We start from the raw sequence: 14,485 nt of genomic DNA, 5'->3' as shown, positions 1-14,485 counted from the left end.
CGTGGGGAGGCTGTTGTGAAACCTCCGGGTGAGCCGGAAGAGCCCGACGAGAAGAAGGGGTTCGTCGACCGGCTGCGCGCGCGGCACGAATGGATCGACCACGTCATGCGGGCGCAGGAGCGCTACAACGACAGCAAGGGCGACTTCTACGCGGCGGGCATCACATACTTCACGGTCTTCGCGATGTTCCCGCTGTTGATGGTCGGATTCGCGATCGGCGGTTTCATCCTGGTGAGCCAGCCCGAACTGCTCGCCGACATTCAGGACCGGATCAGGGCGTCGGTGTCCGGCGACGTCGCCACGCAGCTCGTCGAACTGATGGACTCCGCGATCGAGTCCCGCACCTCGGTCGGGATCATCGGACTGGCCACCGCGGCATGGGCCGGGCTGGGCTGGATGGCCAACCTGCGCGAGGCGCTGAGCCAGATGTGGGGCCTGATGCGACGCGAAACCCCCGGCTTCGTGCGCACGAAGTTGTCGGATCTGACGGCCATCGCCGGCCTGTTCCTGGCGATCGCGGCCACCATCGCACTGACCGTGGTGAGTAGCTCCGGAGTGGCCCGCAAGGCCGTCGAATGGGTTGGGCTGGGCGATGTTCCGGGCATGAGCATCCTGCTGCGGGTGATTTCGCTGGCGTTTTCGGTGTTGATCAGCTGGCTGCTGTTCACCTGGATCATCGCGCGGCTGCCCCGCGAATCGATCAGCTTTCGCTCGGCGATGCGGGCCGGGCTGCTCGCGGCGGTCGCGTTCGAGGTCTTCAAGCAGGTGGCGTCGATCTACCTGCGCTCGGTGGTGACCGGCCCGGCCGGCGCGACATTCGGCCCGGTTCTCGGCCTGATGGTGTTCGCCTACATCACCGCTCGGCTCATCCTCTTCGCCACGGCGTGGGCCGCCACGTCGATCGAGAACATGGAGGCCGCGCCGCTCCCGCCGCCGGGGCTCGTGCAGATCGCCCCCCGGGTGCAGGTGCACGAGGGTGTCGGGGTTGGCGGTGTGCTGACCGCGGCGGCGGCGGGAGCCCTTGGCGCGCTAGGGATTTCGAAGCTCCGACGGCGTCATTGATTCTGGCTGACCAGCTGCAGGCCGACCACGCAACCGATGATGCCGAGCAGCAGTGCCACCTTGATCGGTGACGCGCTCTCCTCGCCGGTGGCCAGCGCATAGACGACGGTGAGCGCGGCGCCCACGCCCACCCACACCGCATACCCGGTGCCGACGGGCAGATCCCGCAGGGCGATACCCAAACCGCCCATCGAGATGATCAGTGCCACAACGAAAACGGTTATCGGAACCGGGCGGGTGAAACCTTCCGACTTGCTCAGGGCGACCGCCCACACAGCTTCGAACGCACCCGAAACTATGAGGATGACCCAGGGCATGAAACAACACCTCCGAAACGCCGTCTTGTCGCTGGCCGGGTACGGCGCCGCTCGTCCGGTGTCGACTGCTGACAGCCCCACCGTAACAAAGCGGTAACGTCGCATCCGTGCCCCTTGCGACGCCGTGGTCCCGCCGCATCGGCCTCGAGGTGCCGATCGTCAACGCGCCGATGGGCGGCACGGCGGGCGGCGTTCTGGCCGCCGCGGTATCCCGGGCGGGCGGCCTCGGCATGGTCGGGATGGGAAGTTCGGCCACCGCCGCGAAGTTGGCGGCCGAACTCCCGCACGTCTCGGAGCTCGGGCGTCCGTTCGGTATCGGGCTCGTGCACTGGGTAACGGCGGCAGAGCCGGAACTGTTGGAGGTGGCGCTCGCCGCGAAGCCCGCGCTGCTGGCCGTCAGCTTCGGCGACGAATGGTCCTGGGTCCGGCGGGCCCACGACGCTGGCGTATCGGTGGCCGCCCAGGTCGCCGATGTGACCGGTGCGCGGCGGGCGGCCGACGCGGGTGTCGACGTGATCGTCGCGCGCGGGTCGGAGGGCGGCGGGCACGGCGAGGCGCGCATCGGTACTCTGCCGTTGCTCGCGGAGGTGCTCGACGCGGTGACGGTGCCAGTGCTGGCCGCCGGGGGTATCGGCACGGGCCGCGGGCTTGCGGCGGTGCTGGCCGCTGGAGCGTCGGGCGCCTGGCTGGGTACGGCGTTCACAACCTGCACCGAAGCGACGACGTCCGATGGTGCGCGCCGGCAGCTGTTGCGCGCATCCGGCGACGATACGGTGACGACCCGCGTCTTCGACATCGCGCTCGAGTACCCCTGGCCGGCAACGCTTTCCGAGCGGGTGCTCCGAAACGAATTCGTCGACCGCTTCGACGATCGCGAGGGGCTCATCGACGCCGACGCCCGCGCCGAACTCGCCGCCGCCGCGACCGCCGAGGACTACCGGGTGGCGCCCGTCAACGCCGGGCAGGGCGTCGGCATGGTCGCAGAGTCGTGCTCCGCGGCGGAGGTGATCGAACGGCTCTGCGCCGATGCGGAATTGTTGTTGCGCCGCTGGTGCTAGTGCTGCGGTCGCCGGTTCATCGACCGTGCGCCCATGATCAACGAGAACACGATCACGCTGCCGACCACCCCGACACCGACCCGCACCGGCATCGCGTCGATGTCCGACATCATCGGGGCCGCGTTGAGCGCGGGGTTGGCGTCGTCGCCGTCCGGGTTGGTTCCCAGCAACGACGGGTCGGGCTCGATCAGTGTGCCGACGCTGGTGCCCGGCGCCGTGGCGAAGCCGTAGTCGAGCAGATGCGCGGCTTGCTCCCACGGTGCGATCGGCTGGCGGGTGCCCTTGAGGAGCACCGCGACGAGCCGACGGCCGTCGCGGTCGGCGGCGCCGACGAACGTCTGCCCGGCGTCGTCGGTGTAGCCGGTCTTACCGCCCATCGCGCCGGGGTAGTTGAGCAACAGCTTGTTGTCGTTCTCGATCGGGTAGCCGACATCGCCGCGGCCGGGGAAGTCGAATGCGCGGGTCAACACGATGTCGCTGAAAACCGGGTTGCGCCAGGCGTACCGGTAGAACAGCGCCATGTCGTAGGCCGAGGTGCTCATGCCGGGACCGTCGAGCCCGGACGGCGTGGCGACCCGGGTGTCGAGGCCACCCAGCTTGCGGGCCAGGTCGTTGAGCTTGTGCAGCGCGGCGTCCCAGCCGCCCATCTGGCGAGCCAGTGCGAACGCGGCGTCGTTGCCCGAATACATCAGCAGCCCGTGCAGCAGGTCGTTGATCGAGTAGTGGCCGCCCTCGCCGACGCCGACCTTGGTGCCCTCCTGGGCGGCATCCTCGGCGGTGCCGGGCACGACCTTGTGGAGCGGCAGTTCCTTGATCGCCTGCATGGCGGTCAACACTTTGACGATGCTGGCGGGCCGGTGCCTGCCGTGCGGATCCTTGGCCGCGATGACGTCGCCGGAGTCGAGATCGGCGACCACCCATGCCTCGGCGGAGATGTCGTTCGGTAGTGGTGGCGTGCCCGGCGCGGTGATGACGCCGCAGCCGGAGAGCTTCTCGCCGCCCATCGGCGTGGCGGGCACCGGCAGCGGTGCGGGTGGTGCCTGACCGGGTTTGGGGACCTCGGACGCGTCGACCGCGGGTGGTGTCACCTCGCGGTACGGGCATGCGCTCGCCTCCGGGGCAGCCGGCGGCTGCGCGCTTGCCACGGCCGGTCCCGCGGCCACGAACAAGGCCGTGGCCAGTACGGCGGCGCGTTGCAGCGGAATTCGAAACTTCGCCATCGTGACCGCACATTAAGCCGCGAACGGGCCGATCGCGGGTAGGCGCGCTGTGACTGGTGTTACTTGAGTTTCATTTGTGACTTAAGCGGTCAAAGGGACAGCGGCGCCAGGTCGACGTGCGCGACCGCGGGGAAGCCGATGCTGCCCATCCACAGTCGGCCCTCGGACTCGACCAGACCGGTCACCATGCCGAACCGCGGATGCTCGCAGCGGATACCCGCGACGACGTCACCGGTGTCCGGATCGAACGCCACCGCCCACACCTCGGGCTTGATCTGCGGCTGCAGCTTGTCGGGCAGCTTCCACAACAGCTTGCGCAACGCCGGCCAGCGCGGCGCGAGCCATTCGGCAGCGGCGTTGAGCGGTGAGACCATCGCGCACCAGATGCGGCCGTCGGCGCCGGTGGACAGGTTGTCGGGATGGCCGGGCAGGTTTGCGCGAAGCGGCGTCACCGACCCGGCGCGCTCACCGGTGAGCCAGAACTTCGACAACCCGCGCCCCATCGTCTCGGCGAACACCAACGCCGACCCGTCGGCGGTGGGGGTCACACCGTTGGCGAAATACAGCCCGGCAACCGCGGTGAGCACGGTGCCGTCGGCGTCGCGCCGGAACAGGCTGCCGCGCGGGCGCGCCTCCATCACCGCACCCTTGAAATGGGCGTAGTCGAACGCGCTCGTCGACTCGGTGAAATAAATTGTGCCGTCCGGTGATTGGGTGACGTTCGAGCAGAACATCAATCGCCGGTCATCGACCTCGGCCACGAATGTCTCCACCGTGCCGCTGGCCGGGTCGAGCGACAGCAGGCCGCCGGGACTGGTGCAAACCAGGATGCGGCCGTCGTGGGCGACGTGCATGCCCAGCGGCCGGCCCTCGGTGGTGGCGACGACGACCGGGTCCCCACCGCCGGGGGTGATGCGCACGATGCGGCCGTCGTCGACGCCTGCCCAGATGGCGCCGTCCGCGTCGACGACCACGTCCTCGGGCGCGTTGCCCGGGAGCGGGACGACGGTCAGGTCGGCCGCCGGCAGATCCGGAAGGGGATCGACGGGCGGAGGCTGCCAGCGGACGGGATCGATCGGCGGCTTCTTCGGCATCGGCTTGGTGGACACGCCGCCAGTCTCGCCGAAATGGCATTCCAGCAGGCAGTTACTCGTACTTTCGCTGCTGGAATGCAATCTCGCGCAAATTCAGATGCGGCGGCCGGCCTCGGCGAGCACATCGCGCATGATCTGGTAGATCGCGTCGAACTCCTTCTGACCGCTGATCAGTGGCGGGGCCAACTGCACGACCGGATCGCCGCGGTCGTCGGCGCGGCAGTACAGGCCTGCCTCGAACAGCGCCGGGGTCAAGAAGCCGCGCAGCAGCCGCTCGGACTCCTCGTCGTTGAAGGTCTCCTTGGTGGCCTTGTCTTTCACGAGTTCGATGCCGTAGAAGTAGCCCTCGCCGCGAACGTCACCGACGATCGGCAGGTCGTACAACTGCTCGAGGGTGGCCCGGAATCTCGGCGCGTTCTCCTTGACGTGGTCGTTGAGCCCCTCGCGTTCGAAGATGTCGAGGTTGGCCAGCGCCACCGCCGACGACACCGGATGCCCGCCGAAGGTGTAGCCGTGCGCGAACATGGTCTTGCCGTCGTTGAACGGCTCAAACAGCCGGTCGCTGGCGACCATCGCACCGATGGGCGAGTAGCCGGACGTCAAACCCTTTGCGCAGGTGATGATGTCGGGGACGTAGCCGAAGTCGTCACAGGCGAACATCGACCCGATCCGGCCGTATGCGCAGATGACCTCGTCGGACACCAGCAGCACGTCGTACTCGTCGCAGATCTCCCGGACCCGCTCGAAATACCCTGGCGGCGGCGGGAAGCACCCACCCGCGTTCTGAACCGGTTCGAGGAAGACGGCCGCGACGGTGTCGGGGCCCTCGAATTCGATGGCTTCGGCGATGCGGTCGGCGCAGTACTGTCCGAACGCCTTCTCGTCGTCCTGGTACGGCGCGGGGGCGCGGTAGAAGTTCGTGTTGGGCACCCGGAAGCCGCCCGGTGTCAGCGGCTCGAACGGCGCCTTGAACACCGGCAACCCGGTGATGGCCAACGCACCCTGCGGTGTGCCGTGATAGGCGATGGAACGCGAAACCACCTTGTGCTTACCGGGTTTGCCGGTCAGCTTGAAGTAGTTCTTGGCCAGTTTCCACGCCGACTCGACGGCCTCGCCGCCACCGGTGGTGAAGAACACCCGGTTCAGGTCGCCGGGCGCGTAACCGGCGACGCGTTCGGCGAGTTCGATCGCGGTCGGCGTGGCGTAAGACCACAGCGGGAAGAACGCCAACTGCTCGGCCTGTTTGGCGGCGGCCTCGGCCAATTCCTGGCGGCCGTGACCGACCTGGACCACGAAAAGCCCTGACAGCCCGTCGATGTAGCTCTTGCCGTTGCTGTCCCAGATCGTGACACCCTCACCGCGTGTGATGATCGGCGGGGTGATGCCGGCGCCGTGCCGGGCGAAGTGACCCCACAGGTGACGGTTGGCTTTCGCGCCGAGGTCGGCCGAAAGGGTTGTAGTCATCGAGTGCCCCAATTGTATTGCTGCTTGACGAGTTTCAGGTAAACGAGTGTCTCGGTGGATATCACTCCCGGCAGCGCGCGGATCTGGGTGTTGAGCAGGTCGAGCAGGTCGTCGTCGTCCTCGCAGACCACCTCGACGATGGCGTCGAAGGATCCGGCGGTGAGCACCACGTAGTCGACGGACTCGATGGCGGCCAGCTTCTCGGCCACCTTGGTGGTGTCGCCGGTGCAGCGGATGCCGATCATCGCCTGGCGGGCGAAACCCAGTTGCATTGGATCGGTGACGGCGACGATCTGCATGACACCGGCGTCGACCATGCGTTGCACGCGCTGCCGGACGGCGGCTTCGGACAATCCGACCGACTTGCCGATGCCCGCGTACGAGCGGCGGCCGTCCTGCTGGAGCTTCTCGATGATCTGCTTGCTCAAGTCGTCGAGCGGAAACGCGGCGCCGGGACGGGACTGGTTGAGTCGGAACGAAACGGGGCCGAGGCCGTGCGTCGCACCCGGAGTAGGCATGCCAGTGATTGTGCACGGAATTCGTCGTCAGAGGCAACCACAGCCATGAAATCACTCGTTCGGGCCCGGCTCGGCTATGGGAAAGCGTAGGGGTCCGTTAGCGTGTGGCCATGACTGCGACATCCGTTTCCGCCAGTGTGTCGGGCAGCTGGATCGACGGCGCCGCGGTGGCGACCGGCGGGCCCGCCCACCGGGTCACCGACCCCGCGACCGGGCGGGCCGTCGCCGATTACGCGTTGGCCGCCCCCGCCGATGTGGACACCGCGGTGGCCTCGGCCCGCGCGGCGCTGACCGACTGGTCCACCGCCACGCCCGCAGAGCGCTCGGCGGTCCTGTTCAAGCTGGCGCAACTGGCGGGCGAGAGCGCGGATGCATTGGTCGCCGAGGAGGTCAGCCAGACCGGTAAGCCGGTGCGGCTGGCCGCCGAATTCGACGTCCCCGGCAGCGTCGACAACATCGATTTCTTCGCCGGCGCGGCGCGCCACCTGGAAGGCAAGGCGAGTGCCGAGTATTCCGCCGATCACACGTCGAGCATCCGGCGTGAGGCGGTCGGTGTGGTCGCGACGATCACGCCGTGGAACTATCCGTTGCAGATGGCGGTGTGGAAAGTATTGCCCGCGTTGGCCGCCGGCTGTTCGGTGGTGATCAAACCGTGTGAGTTGACACCGTTGACGACGTTGACGCTCGCGCGCCTCGCCAAGGAGGCGGGCGTGCCCGACGGCGTCTTCAATGTGGTCACAGGACTCGGCGGCGATGTCGGCACGGCGCTGGCCGGCCACCGCGACGTCGACGTCGTGACCTTCACCGGGTCGACGCCCGTGGGCCGCAAGGTGATGGCTGCGGCGGCGGTGCACGGCCATCGGGTGCAGCTCGAGCTCGGCGGCAAGGCGCCGTTCGTGGTGTTCGACGACGCAGATCTCGACGCCGCCGTCCAGGGCGCTGCGGCCGGCGCGCTGATCAACACCGGTCAGGACTGCACGGCGGCGACGCGGGCGATCGTCGCGCGCGAGCTCTACGACGATTTCGTCGCGGGCGTCGCCGAGGTGTTCTCCAAGGTCGTCGTCGGCGACCCCCAGGACCCGGACACCGATCTGGGACCTCTGATCTCAATGGCGCACCGGGCGAAGGTGGCCGGCATGGTGGAGCGGGCTCCCGGTCAGGGCGGGCGGATGGTCTGCGGCGGGTCGGCCCCAGACCGGCCGGGTTCTTTCTACCTGCCGACCGTGATTGCCGACGTCGACGAGCAGTCGGAGGTGTATCGCGACGAGATCTTCGGACCGGTCCTCACGGTGCGCTCGTTCACCGACGACGACGACGCGCTGCGGCAGGCCAACGACACCATGTATGGGTTGGCGGCCTCAGCGTGGACCCGCGATGTCTACCGCGCGCAGCGGGCGTCGCGGGAGATCAAGGCCGGCTGCGTGTGGATCAACGACCACATCCCGATCATCAGCGAGATGCCGCACGGCGGCGTCGGGGCCTCCGGGTTCGGCAAGGACATGAGCGACTACTCGCTCGAGGAGTACCTCACCGTCAAGCACGTGATGAGTGACATCACCGGGGTAGCCGAAAAAGAGTGGCACCGCACGGTTTTCGCCAAGCGCTAGAGGAGTAACCTCGAATCCATGACCGCCAGCACGCGGGTTGACGAGTTCGAGGAACTGCGACCGCATCTGCTGTCCGTCGCCTACCGGCTCACGGGCACGATGGCCGACGCCGAGGACATCGTTCAGGACGCCTGGTTGCGCTGGAGCGCCGCCGGGCACGAATCGATCAAGGACCTGCGGGCGTGGCTGACGACGGTGGTCAGCCGGTTGGCCCTGGATCGGCTCCGTTCAGCCGCACATCGACGCGAAACCTATGTGGGCGAATGGCTTCCGGAGCCGGTGGTCACACCTCTGGACAGCGACGACCCGTTGGCCGTGGTGGTCGCGGGCGAGGACGCCCGGTTCGCCGCGATGGTGGTGCTCGAGCGGCTCAACCCGGATCAGCGAGTGGCCTTCGTGCTGCACGACGGCTTCTCGGTGCCGTTCGGCGAGGTCGCCGCCGTGATCGGAGTCAGCGAGGCGGCGGCGCGCCAACTGGCCTCGCGCGCGCGGCGTGCCGTTGCGGATGCCCCGCCGCCGGCGCCCGACGACATACACAACGAAATCGCGGGTGCGCTGATGGCGGCGCTCGCCTCCGGTGACATGGAAGCCGTTGTGCGGCTGCTGCATCCCGCCGTCACCTTCACCGGTGACTCGAACCGCCGGGCGCCGACGGCACCACGTGTCATCCACGGACCGGAGAAGGTGGCCCGCTTCCTGTTCGGCCTGGTCCGGCGGTACGGCCCGGGGTTTCTGTCGTCGAGCCAGCTGGCGAACGTCAACGGTCAGCTGGGCAGTTATCTGCTCGGCTCACCGGCCGGCGATGGCTATCCAGAAGTGATGCCGCGCGTCACCGCGATGACCGTGCGCGACGGCAAGGTCTCCGCGATCTGGGACATCGCCAACCCTGACAAGTTCACTGGTTCACCGCTGAAGGCTTGTCGGTAGCCCACGGAACGCGGCACGAGTCGCCGGACCCGAAGCCCTGTTCGGTGATGCCCAGCGCCGAGTACATCCGAGCCCGCATGTTCTCCACGCCGATTTGATACGTCAGCTCGATGACACCGTCGTCGCCGAACCGCCGCCGAAGACCCTCGACCTGCTCGTCGGTGATGGTGTGCGGGTCGGTGGTCATGGCGTCGGCGTAGGCGATCGCGGCGCGCTCGTCGTCGGTGAACAGCGGCGACGTCGCGTAGTCGTCGATGTGCTTGAGCCGATCGACGTCGAGGCCGTCGAGGCGCTGCAGCATCGCGCCGAAGTCGACGCACCACGAGCATCCGATCGTGCGGGCGGTCCAGAACACCGCGAGCTCACGGACGCTCTTGGGCAGCTTCTTCGACCCGGACTGCAGCATGCCTTCATGCACGACGTTGGCGAGCATCAACCGCGGGTGGTGCGCCGCGACGGCGAAGGGTTCGGGCACCTCGCCGAACCGCCGCTTGGCGACCCGGTACAGGAGCTTGGTGAGCAGCGTCGCGCGCTGCGGGGGCAGGGGTTCGATGCGGGTTTTCTGTCCGTTTTCGGTCATACCCAATAGACGAGACCGCCGCTCGATATGTGACAGCAGCAGGTAACGGCTGATCCACGGAGGCGAAAATCCAGTTGAGATCGATCAAGTCTGTCCAGGCCCGGACTTGGCGGACCGTCGGGGGTTGTCCTTCTCAGTTTCCTGAAATGTGGGGGAGACGAGGAGTCGCAGATGAAGGTCAAGAAAGTCATCGCACACGGCACGATCGCCGTCATACTCAGCGGTGCGGCGCTGGGATCCGGTCTCGGGTCCGCATCCGCCGATCCCGGCCACGGAGGCCGCGATCACGACCACTGGGTCGGTGACGACTGGCAGCCCCAGGGTCGCGATTGGCAGTGGAACCGGTGGAACGACCACGACTGGGACAAGTGGTGGAAGGCCAACAAGTGGCGCAGTGACGACCGTCCCCCGTGGGGTTGGGGCCCGCCACCGGCGGTGCACTGGCGTGGGCATCCGCCGCCGTGGATCGACTACTGGGGTTACCGGGTGCACCCGGTGTGGGACCCGGGCTTCAAGGCGTTCGGCTTCTGGCTGTTCGGCGTGTTCATCCCGGTGGTCATCCTGTAGCGACCAGGCCAAGCCCCCTCAGCCGAATATCCGACGCGCGGTCATCGCTGGTGACAACATATTGACGTGGAGATCGGGCGGGGTGCCGCCGGGGCCGTGACCGCCGCTGAGCTTCGTTGCGCCGGCTGCGAAGCGCCGCTGGCTGCAACCGCGAAGTTCTGCAGTGAGTGTGGCGCCGCGGTGGCACACACCGCCCGAGCCGCCGAGTACAAGCACGTGACCGTGCTGTTCGCCGACGTGGTGCGGTCCATGGACATCGCCGCGGCGGTCGGTGCCGAACGGTTGCGCGAGATCATGACCGACCTCGTCGAGCGCTGCGCCGCGGTGATCCGGCGCTACGACGGCACCGTGGACAAGTTCACGGGGGACGGACTGATGGCGGTGTTCGGCGCGCCCGTGGCGTTGGAGGACCACGCCGCGAGCGCCTGCCTGGCGGCCCTTGGGGTGCAAGAGGAAACCGAACGCCTCGCGGCCGACGTCGCGGGACGCGACGGTGTCGAGCTACGGGTGCGTGTCGGCCTGAACTCGGGCCGGGTCATCACCGGTGACATGGGTTCCGGCGCATTCGGTTACACCGCCATCGGCGAACAGGTCGGCATCGCGCAACGCATGGAGTCGGTCGCCGCGCCCGGCGCGGTGATGCTCAGCGAGTCGACGGCGCGGCTGGTCGACGGCATAGCGGTGCTCGGCGAACCGGAGCGGGTACGGATCAAGGGCGGAGACGAACCGGTGGCGGCGCGCCGACTGATCAGCATCAGCAGGGTCCACCGCCCCGATAGGCGCGAAGAATCGCCGATGGTCGGCCGACGGTGGGAGCTGGCCGCCGTCGAGGGGCTGCTCGAGGGTGCGATCGACGGCCGCGGCGCCGTGGTCGGGTTGGTCGGACCGCCGGGAATCGGTAAGAGCCGGCTCGCTCGCGAAGTCGCGACGCTGGCCGAAGGGCGCGGCATCGAAGTGGTCCGCTCATATTGCGAGGCGCACACCAAACAGGTTCCGTTTCATGCGCTGGCCGCATTCCTTCGGGCCGCGACCGGAGTGGAGCGCCTCGACGCCGCCTCGGCTCGTGCCCGGCTCCGCGCCGGGCTCACCGATTTCGACCCCGAGGACGTTCTTCTGTTCGAGGATCTGTTGGGTATCGGTGAACCCCACGCAGCGTCGGCTGCCATCACTCCTGATGCCAGACGGCGACGCCTGACCGCGTTGGTCAACACCTTCACACTGGCCCGCAAGAGTCCTGCCGTGTACGTCGTCGAGGACGTGCACTGGATGGATGAGGTCAGCGAGTCGATGCTTGCCGACTTCCTCAAGGTGGTGCCCCAAACCCATCTCCTCACGGTGATCACGTATCGCCCTGAGTACCAAGGGATTTTGACCCGGGTGCGAGGTGGTCACACCATCGCACTGGCACCGCTTCGCGATGCGGAGGTGCGCACGCTCGTCGATGGCCTGCTCGGAGCCGCCTATTCGGTCGGCGAGCTGCGAGAGACGATATGCGAACGGGCCGCAGGCAATCCGCTCTTCGCCGAGGAGATGGTGCGTGAACTCGCCGAGCGCGGCGTGCTCGACGGCGAGCCCGGGCGGTTTCGCAACGCGGCAGACGACGCCGGTGTGAGCGTGCCCGCGACTCTGCAGACGACGATCGCGGCGCGCATCGACCGTCTGGACTCGAAAGCGAAGCGCACGCTCTGCGCCGGGGCGGTCGTCGGCGCGGAATTCGGTTTGGATCTCGTGAGTGCGCTCGGGGTCGAACCCGCCGTGGAGGATCTGCTCGATGCGCAGCTCATCGAGCAGATCAGGTTCGGTCGTCGGCCTGAGTTCGTCTTCCGCAATCCGCTGATCCGCACGGTGGCACTCGAGTCGCAGCTGAAATCCGAACGCGCCGAGCTGCATCGGCGCCTGGCGGCCGCAATCGAAGAGCGTAGCCCGGCGGGTGAGAACGCGGCGTTGATCGCCGAACACCTGGAAGCGGCAGGCGATCTGGCAGCGGCGTACAACTGGCACCTGCGAGCGGCCTCCTGGTCGGTACAGCGCGACATCCGAGGCGCGCGGGCGGGTTGGGAGCGCGCCGCGAAAGCCGCCGACGCGTTGCCCGAGGGCGACCCGAACCGCACGGCCCTGCGCATCGTGCCGAAGACGATGCTGTGCATGTCGACCTGGCGAGTCGGCGGTGGCCTGGCCGACACCGGCTTCGAAGAACTCCGGGAACTGTGTGAGGGTTGCGGTGACTACCTGTCGCTGGCGATCGGCATGTACGGCCAGATCGCTTTGCTGAGTTTCCAGCATCGCCACCGCGAAGCTTCCGCGCTGGCGTCCGAGCAATTCGAATTGCTTCAGCGATGCGACGGTGCGGTGAGGGCGCTCGCGTACATCCATGCGGGCGTGATGGCGAAGATACTCGCCGGGGAGGTGCGAGAGGCGCATCACATCGCGGATTGGGCGGCCGGACTGCTCGAGGGTTACACAGGCGCGGACATGAGCGGCGAGCAGGTCAGCTCGGCGCTGGCGACGGCGTTGATCTGGGGTTCGGTCGCCAAATGCGTTCTTGGCGAACCCGATTGGTTGCAGAGCGCACGCCGAAGTGCCACGCTGGAACGTGAAGTTCGCCCGGTTGGGACACTCCTGGTGTTCGTTATCGGAATCGGCTACTCGTTCGGCATGCACACAAAGGCCATCGTTGCCGACAATCGCGTCCTTGCGGACACGGAGGAAGCGGTCCAGAAGGGACGGGAGATCGGCGACGTTCTCGCGCTGGCCACCGCTTGTTCGGCCCTGGGACTGGTTCTCACTTCGCAGCCGACGGAAGCCGAGCGGCGACGCGGATTGGAGGCTCTCCGCGAGTCGTGCGGCCTGTACGAGGGCAGTTCCATTTTCTCGCCCGCGGTCGGCGCCAGAGTTCGCATCGCCGAGATCGCCGCCGCTTCAGGCGACCTCGACGACGCCATCGAGGACCTGAGATCGATTGTCAACACGCTAGTGCGACACGAAGAGAAGCTCTTCTCTGTAGAGGCCATCGCGGTTCTGGTGGAGTCGCTGCTTCGGCGCGGCGGACCCGATGACATCCGGGAGGCGGCCGAGCACATCGACCGGTTCGCGGACGTAACCACCGAACCCGGCGTGGTTGTCAACGAGATCCAGCTGCTGCGCATGCGTGCCCGACTGGCCCGCGCGCAAGGCGACGACAGCGGCTTTCGCGACCTCGTCGAGCGCTATCACGCCCTGGCGGTCGAATTCGGCTTCCAGGGACACGTCCAGCTCGCCGACGCGATGCGTCTTCCTAGCGCGCGAACATCAGCGCGCGCTTGACCTCCTGGATCGCCTGGGTGACCTGGATGCCGCGCGGGCAGGACTCGGTGCAGTTGAACGTCGTGCGGCAGCGCCACACCCCGTCGACCTCGTTGAGGATGTCGAGCCGCTCGGCGGCGGCCTCGTCGCGGCTGTCGAAGATGAACCGGTGCGCGTTGACGATCGCGGCGGGACCGAAGTACGACCCCTCGCTCCAGTAGATCGGACAGCTCGTCGTGCAGCACGCGCACAGGATGCACTTGGTGGTGTCGTCGTAGCGGGCCCGGTCGGTCTGGCTCTGAATCCGTTCGCGCGTAGGCGGATTGCCGCTGGTGATCAGGTACGGCTTGATCGCGCGGTAGGCGTCGAAGAACGGCTCCATGTCCACGACGAGGTCCTTCTCCACGGGCAACCCGCGGATCGGCTCGATGGTGATGGTGAGCTGCTTTTTCGGGTTTTTCGGCAGCATGTCGCGCATCAGCACCTTGCAGGCCAGCCGGTTGACGCCGTTGATCCGCATCGCATCCGAGCCGCACACACCGTGCGCGCACGACCGCCGGAACGTCAGCGTGCCGTCCAGGTACCACTTCACGTAGTGCAGCAGGTTCAATAGCCGGTCGGTGGGTAGGCACGGAACCCGGAAGCTCTGCCAACCGCCCGAATCCGCATAGGCGTCGGGGTCTTCCGGATTGAACCGCGCGATCTTCAGCGTCACCATCACCGCGCCCTCGGGCACGGGCGGCAGTTCGGGATTCTTGGTCTCGACCTCAGGCGCGATAGTCATTTCTC

At 67.5% G+C, this 14,485-nt stretch carries 12 protein-coding genes, 1 pseudogene and 1 riboswitch; of the genes and pseudogenes, 6 read left to right on the top strand and 7 right to left on the bottom strand.

Translation table 11 applies throughout. The annotated features are described in order from the left end of the window. Positions 1–15: 15 nt before the first annotated feature. A complete protein-coding gene (yhjD, locus tag A5790_RS21890; protein ID WP_066849193.1) occupies positions 16–1,062 on the top strand; it encodes an inner membrane protein YhjD in 1,047 nt (348 codons plus the stop codon). Here the strand turns inward: yhjD and A5790_RS21885 are convergent. Continuing rightward, the gene (locus tag A5790_RS21885) at positions 1,056–1,379 is read right to left on the bottom strand and encodes a multidrug efflux SMR transporter (protein ID WP_064345721.1); all 324 of its coding nucleotides are present in this window, start codon (positions 1,377–1,379) and stop codon (positions 1,056–1,058) included. The two genes, yhjD and A5790_RS21885, sit on opposite strands and share 7 nt — an antisense overlap. Positions 1,380–1,393: 14 nt before the next feature. Beyond that, positions 1,394–1,461: riboswitch (guanidine-III (ykkC-III) riboswitch) on the bottom strand. 25 nt (positions 1,462–1,486) lie between these two features. On the opposite strand from A5790_RS21885, the gene A5790_RS21880 reads away from it, so the two are divergent. Further along, a complete protein-coding gene (locus tag A5790_RS21880; RefSeq protein ID WP_066849190.1) occupies positions 1,487–2,437 on the top strand; it encodes a nitronate monooxygenase family protein in 951 nt (316 codons plus the stop codon). Here A5790_RS21880 and A5790_RS21875 read toward each other — a convergent pair. The 4 genes from A5790_RS21875 to A5790_RS21860 form a co-directional block, all read right to left on the bottom strand. Next, a complete protein-coding gene (locus A5790_RS21875) occupies positions 2,434–3,657 on the bottom strand; it encodes a D-alanyl-D-alanine carboxypeptidase family protein (RefSeq protein WP_066849181.1) in 1,224 nt (407 codons plus the stop codon). The two genes, A5790_RS21880 and A5790_RS21875, sit on opposite strands and share 4 nt — an antisense overlap. An 89-nt stretch (positions 3,658–3,746) precedes the next feature. Further along, positions 3,747–4,751: an SMP-30/gluconolactonase/LRE family protein gene (locus A5790_RS21870; protein WP_066849782.1), complete on the bottom strand. Its 1,005-nt coding sequence runs from the start codon at positions 4,749–4,751 to the stop codon at positions 3,747–3,749. A gap of 93 nt (positions 4,752–4,844) precedes the next feature. Continuing rightward, positions 4,845–6,215 carry an aspartate aminotransferase family protein gene (locus tag A5790_RS21865; RefSeq protein ID WP_066849178.1) on the bottom strand — a complete coding sequence of 457 codons (1,371 nt, stop codon included), beginning with the start codon at positions 6,213–6,215 and terminating at the stop codon, positions 4,845–4,847. Continuing rightward, positions 6,212–6,733, bottom strand: a complete 522-nt coding sequence (locus A5790_RS21860) for an Lrp/AsnC family transcriptional regulator (RefSeq protein ID WP_064345726.1) — start codon at positions 6,731–6,733, stop codon at positions 6,212–6,214. Before A5790_RS21860 ends, A5790_RS21865 begins: the two co-directional genes overlap by 4 nt. A gap of 110 nt (positions 6,734–6,843) precedes the next feature. Here A5790_RS21860 and A5790_RS21855 point away from each other — a divergent pair, with 110 nt between their 5' ends. Together A5790_RS21855 and A5790_RS21850 are read left to right on the top strand one after the other, a co-directional pair. After that, complete coding sequence (locus A5790_RS21855; RefSeq protein ID WP_066849175.1) at positions 6,844–8,340, top strand: gamma-aminobutyraldehyde dehydrogenase; 1,497 nt, start codon at positions 6,844–6,846, stop codon at positions 8,338–8,340. Between the two features lie 18 nt (positions 8,341–8,358). After that, complete coding sequence (locus A5790_RS21850) at positions 8,359–9,267, top strand: sigma-70 family RNA polymerase sigma factor (protein ID WP_066849172.1); 909 nt, start codon at positions 8,359–8,361, stop codon at positions 9,265–9,267. Here the strand turns inward: A5790_RS21850 and A5790_RS21845 are convergent. Beyond that, positions 9,236–9,832: pseudogene (locus A5790_RS21845) on the bottom strand (carboxymuconolactone decarboxylase family protein); the annotation flags it as partial. The gene A5790_RS21850 and the pseudogene A5790_RS21845 sit on opposite strands and share 32 nt — an antisense overlap. A 186-nt stretch (positions 9,833–10,018) precedes the next feature. On the opposite strand from A5790_RS21845, the gene A5790_RS21840 reads away from it, so the two are divergent. Together A5790_RS21840 and A5790_RS21835 are read left to right on the top strand one after the other, a co-directional pair. Further along, positions 10,019–10,414 (top strand): hypothetical protein, encoded by a 396-nt coding sequence (locus A5790_RS21840; RefSeq protein ID WP_066849170.1) that lies wholly within the window; start codon positions 10,019–10,021, stop codon positions 10,412–10,414. A gap of 66 nt (positions 10,415–10,480) precedes the next feature. Beyond that, a complete protein-coding gene (locus tag A5790_RS21835) occupies positions 10,481–13,717 on the top strand; it encodes an adenylate/guanylate cyclase domain-containing protein (protein ID WP_231987864.1) in 3,237 nt (1,078 codons plus the stop codon). On the opposite strand, the gene A5790_RS21830 is transcribed toward A5790_RS21835, so the two are convergent. Further along, complete coding sequence (locus A5790_RS21830; RefSeq protein ID WP_066849169.1) at positions 13,689–14,480, bottom strand: succinate dehydrogenase iron-sulfur subunit; 792 nt, start codon at positions 14,478–14,480, stop codon at positions 13,689–13,691. The two genes, A5790_RS21835 and A5790_RS21830, sit on opposite strands and share 29 nt — an antisense overlap. Positions 14,481–14,485 lie beyond the last annotated feature (5 nt).

It is taken from the genome of Mycobacterium sp. 852002-51152_SCH6134967, assembly GCF_001667105.1.
Lineage (GTDB): Bacteria > Actinomycetota > Actinomycetes > Mycobacteriales > Mycobacteriaceae > Mycobacterium > Mycobacterium neumannii_A.
Note: the sequence above shows the minus strand (reverse complement) of the source record. Positions and strands in the feature narration are given on the sequence as shown.

Coding starts and splice junctions, on each gene's coding strand:
- A5790_RS21840 (WP_066849170.1), top strand. CDS start 10,019: ATGAAGGTCAAGAAAGTCATCGCACACGGCACGATCGCCGTCATACTC.
- A5790_RS21830 (WP_066849169.1), bottom strand. CDS start 14,480: ATGACTATCGCGCCTGAGGTCGAGACCAAGAATCCCGAACTGCCGCCC.
- A5790_RS21870 (WP_066849782.1), bottom strand. CDS start 4,751: ATGCCGAAGAAGCCGCCGATCGATCCCGTCCGCTGGCAGCCTCCGCCC.
- A5790_RS21860 (WP_064345726.1), bottom strand. CDS start 6,733: ATGCCTACTCCGGGTGCGACGCACGGCCTCGGCCCCGTTTCGTTCCGA.
- A5790_RS21865 (WP_066849178.1), bottom strand. CDS start 6,215: ATGACTACAACCCTTTCGGCCGACCTCGGCGCGAAAGCCAACCGTCAC.
- A5790_RS21850 (WP_066849172.1), top strand. CDS start 8,359: ATGACCGCCAGCACGCGGGTTGACGAGTTCGAGGAACTGCGACCGCAT.
- A5790_RS21885 (WP_064345721.1), bottom strand. CDS start 1,379: ATGCCCTGGGTCATCCTCATAGTTTCGGGTGCGTTCGAAGCTGTGTGG.
- A5790_RS21875 (WP_066849181.1), bottom strand. CDS start 3,657: ATGGCGAAGTTTCGAATTCCGCTGCAACGCGCCGCCGTACTGGCCACG.
- A5790_RS21855 (WP_066849175.1), top strand. CDS start 6,844: ATGACTGCGACATCCGTTTCCGCCAGTGTGTCGGGCAGCTGGATCGAC.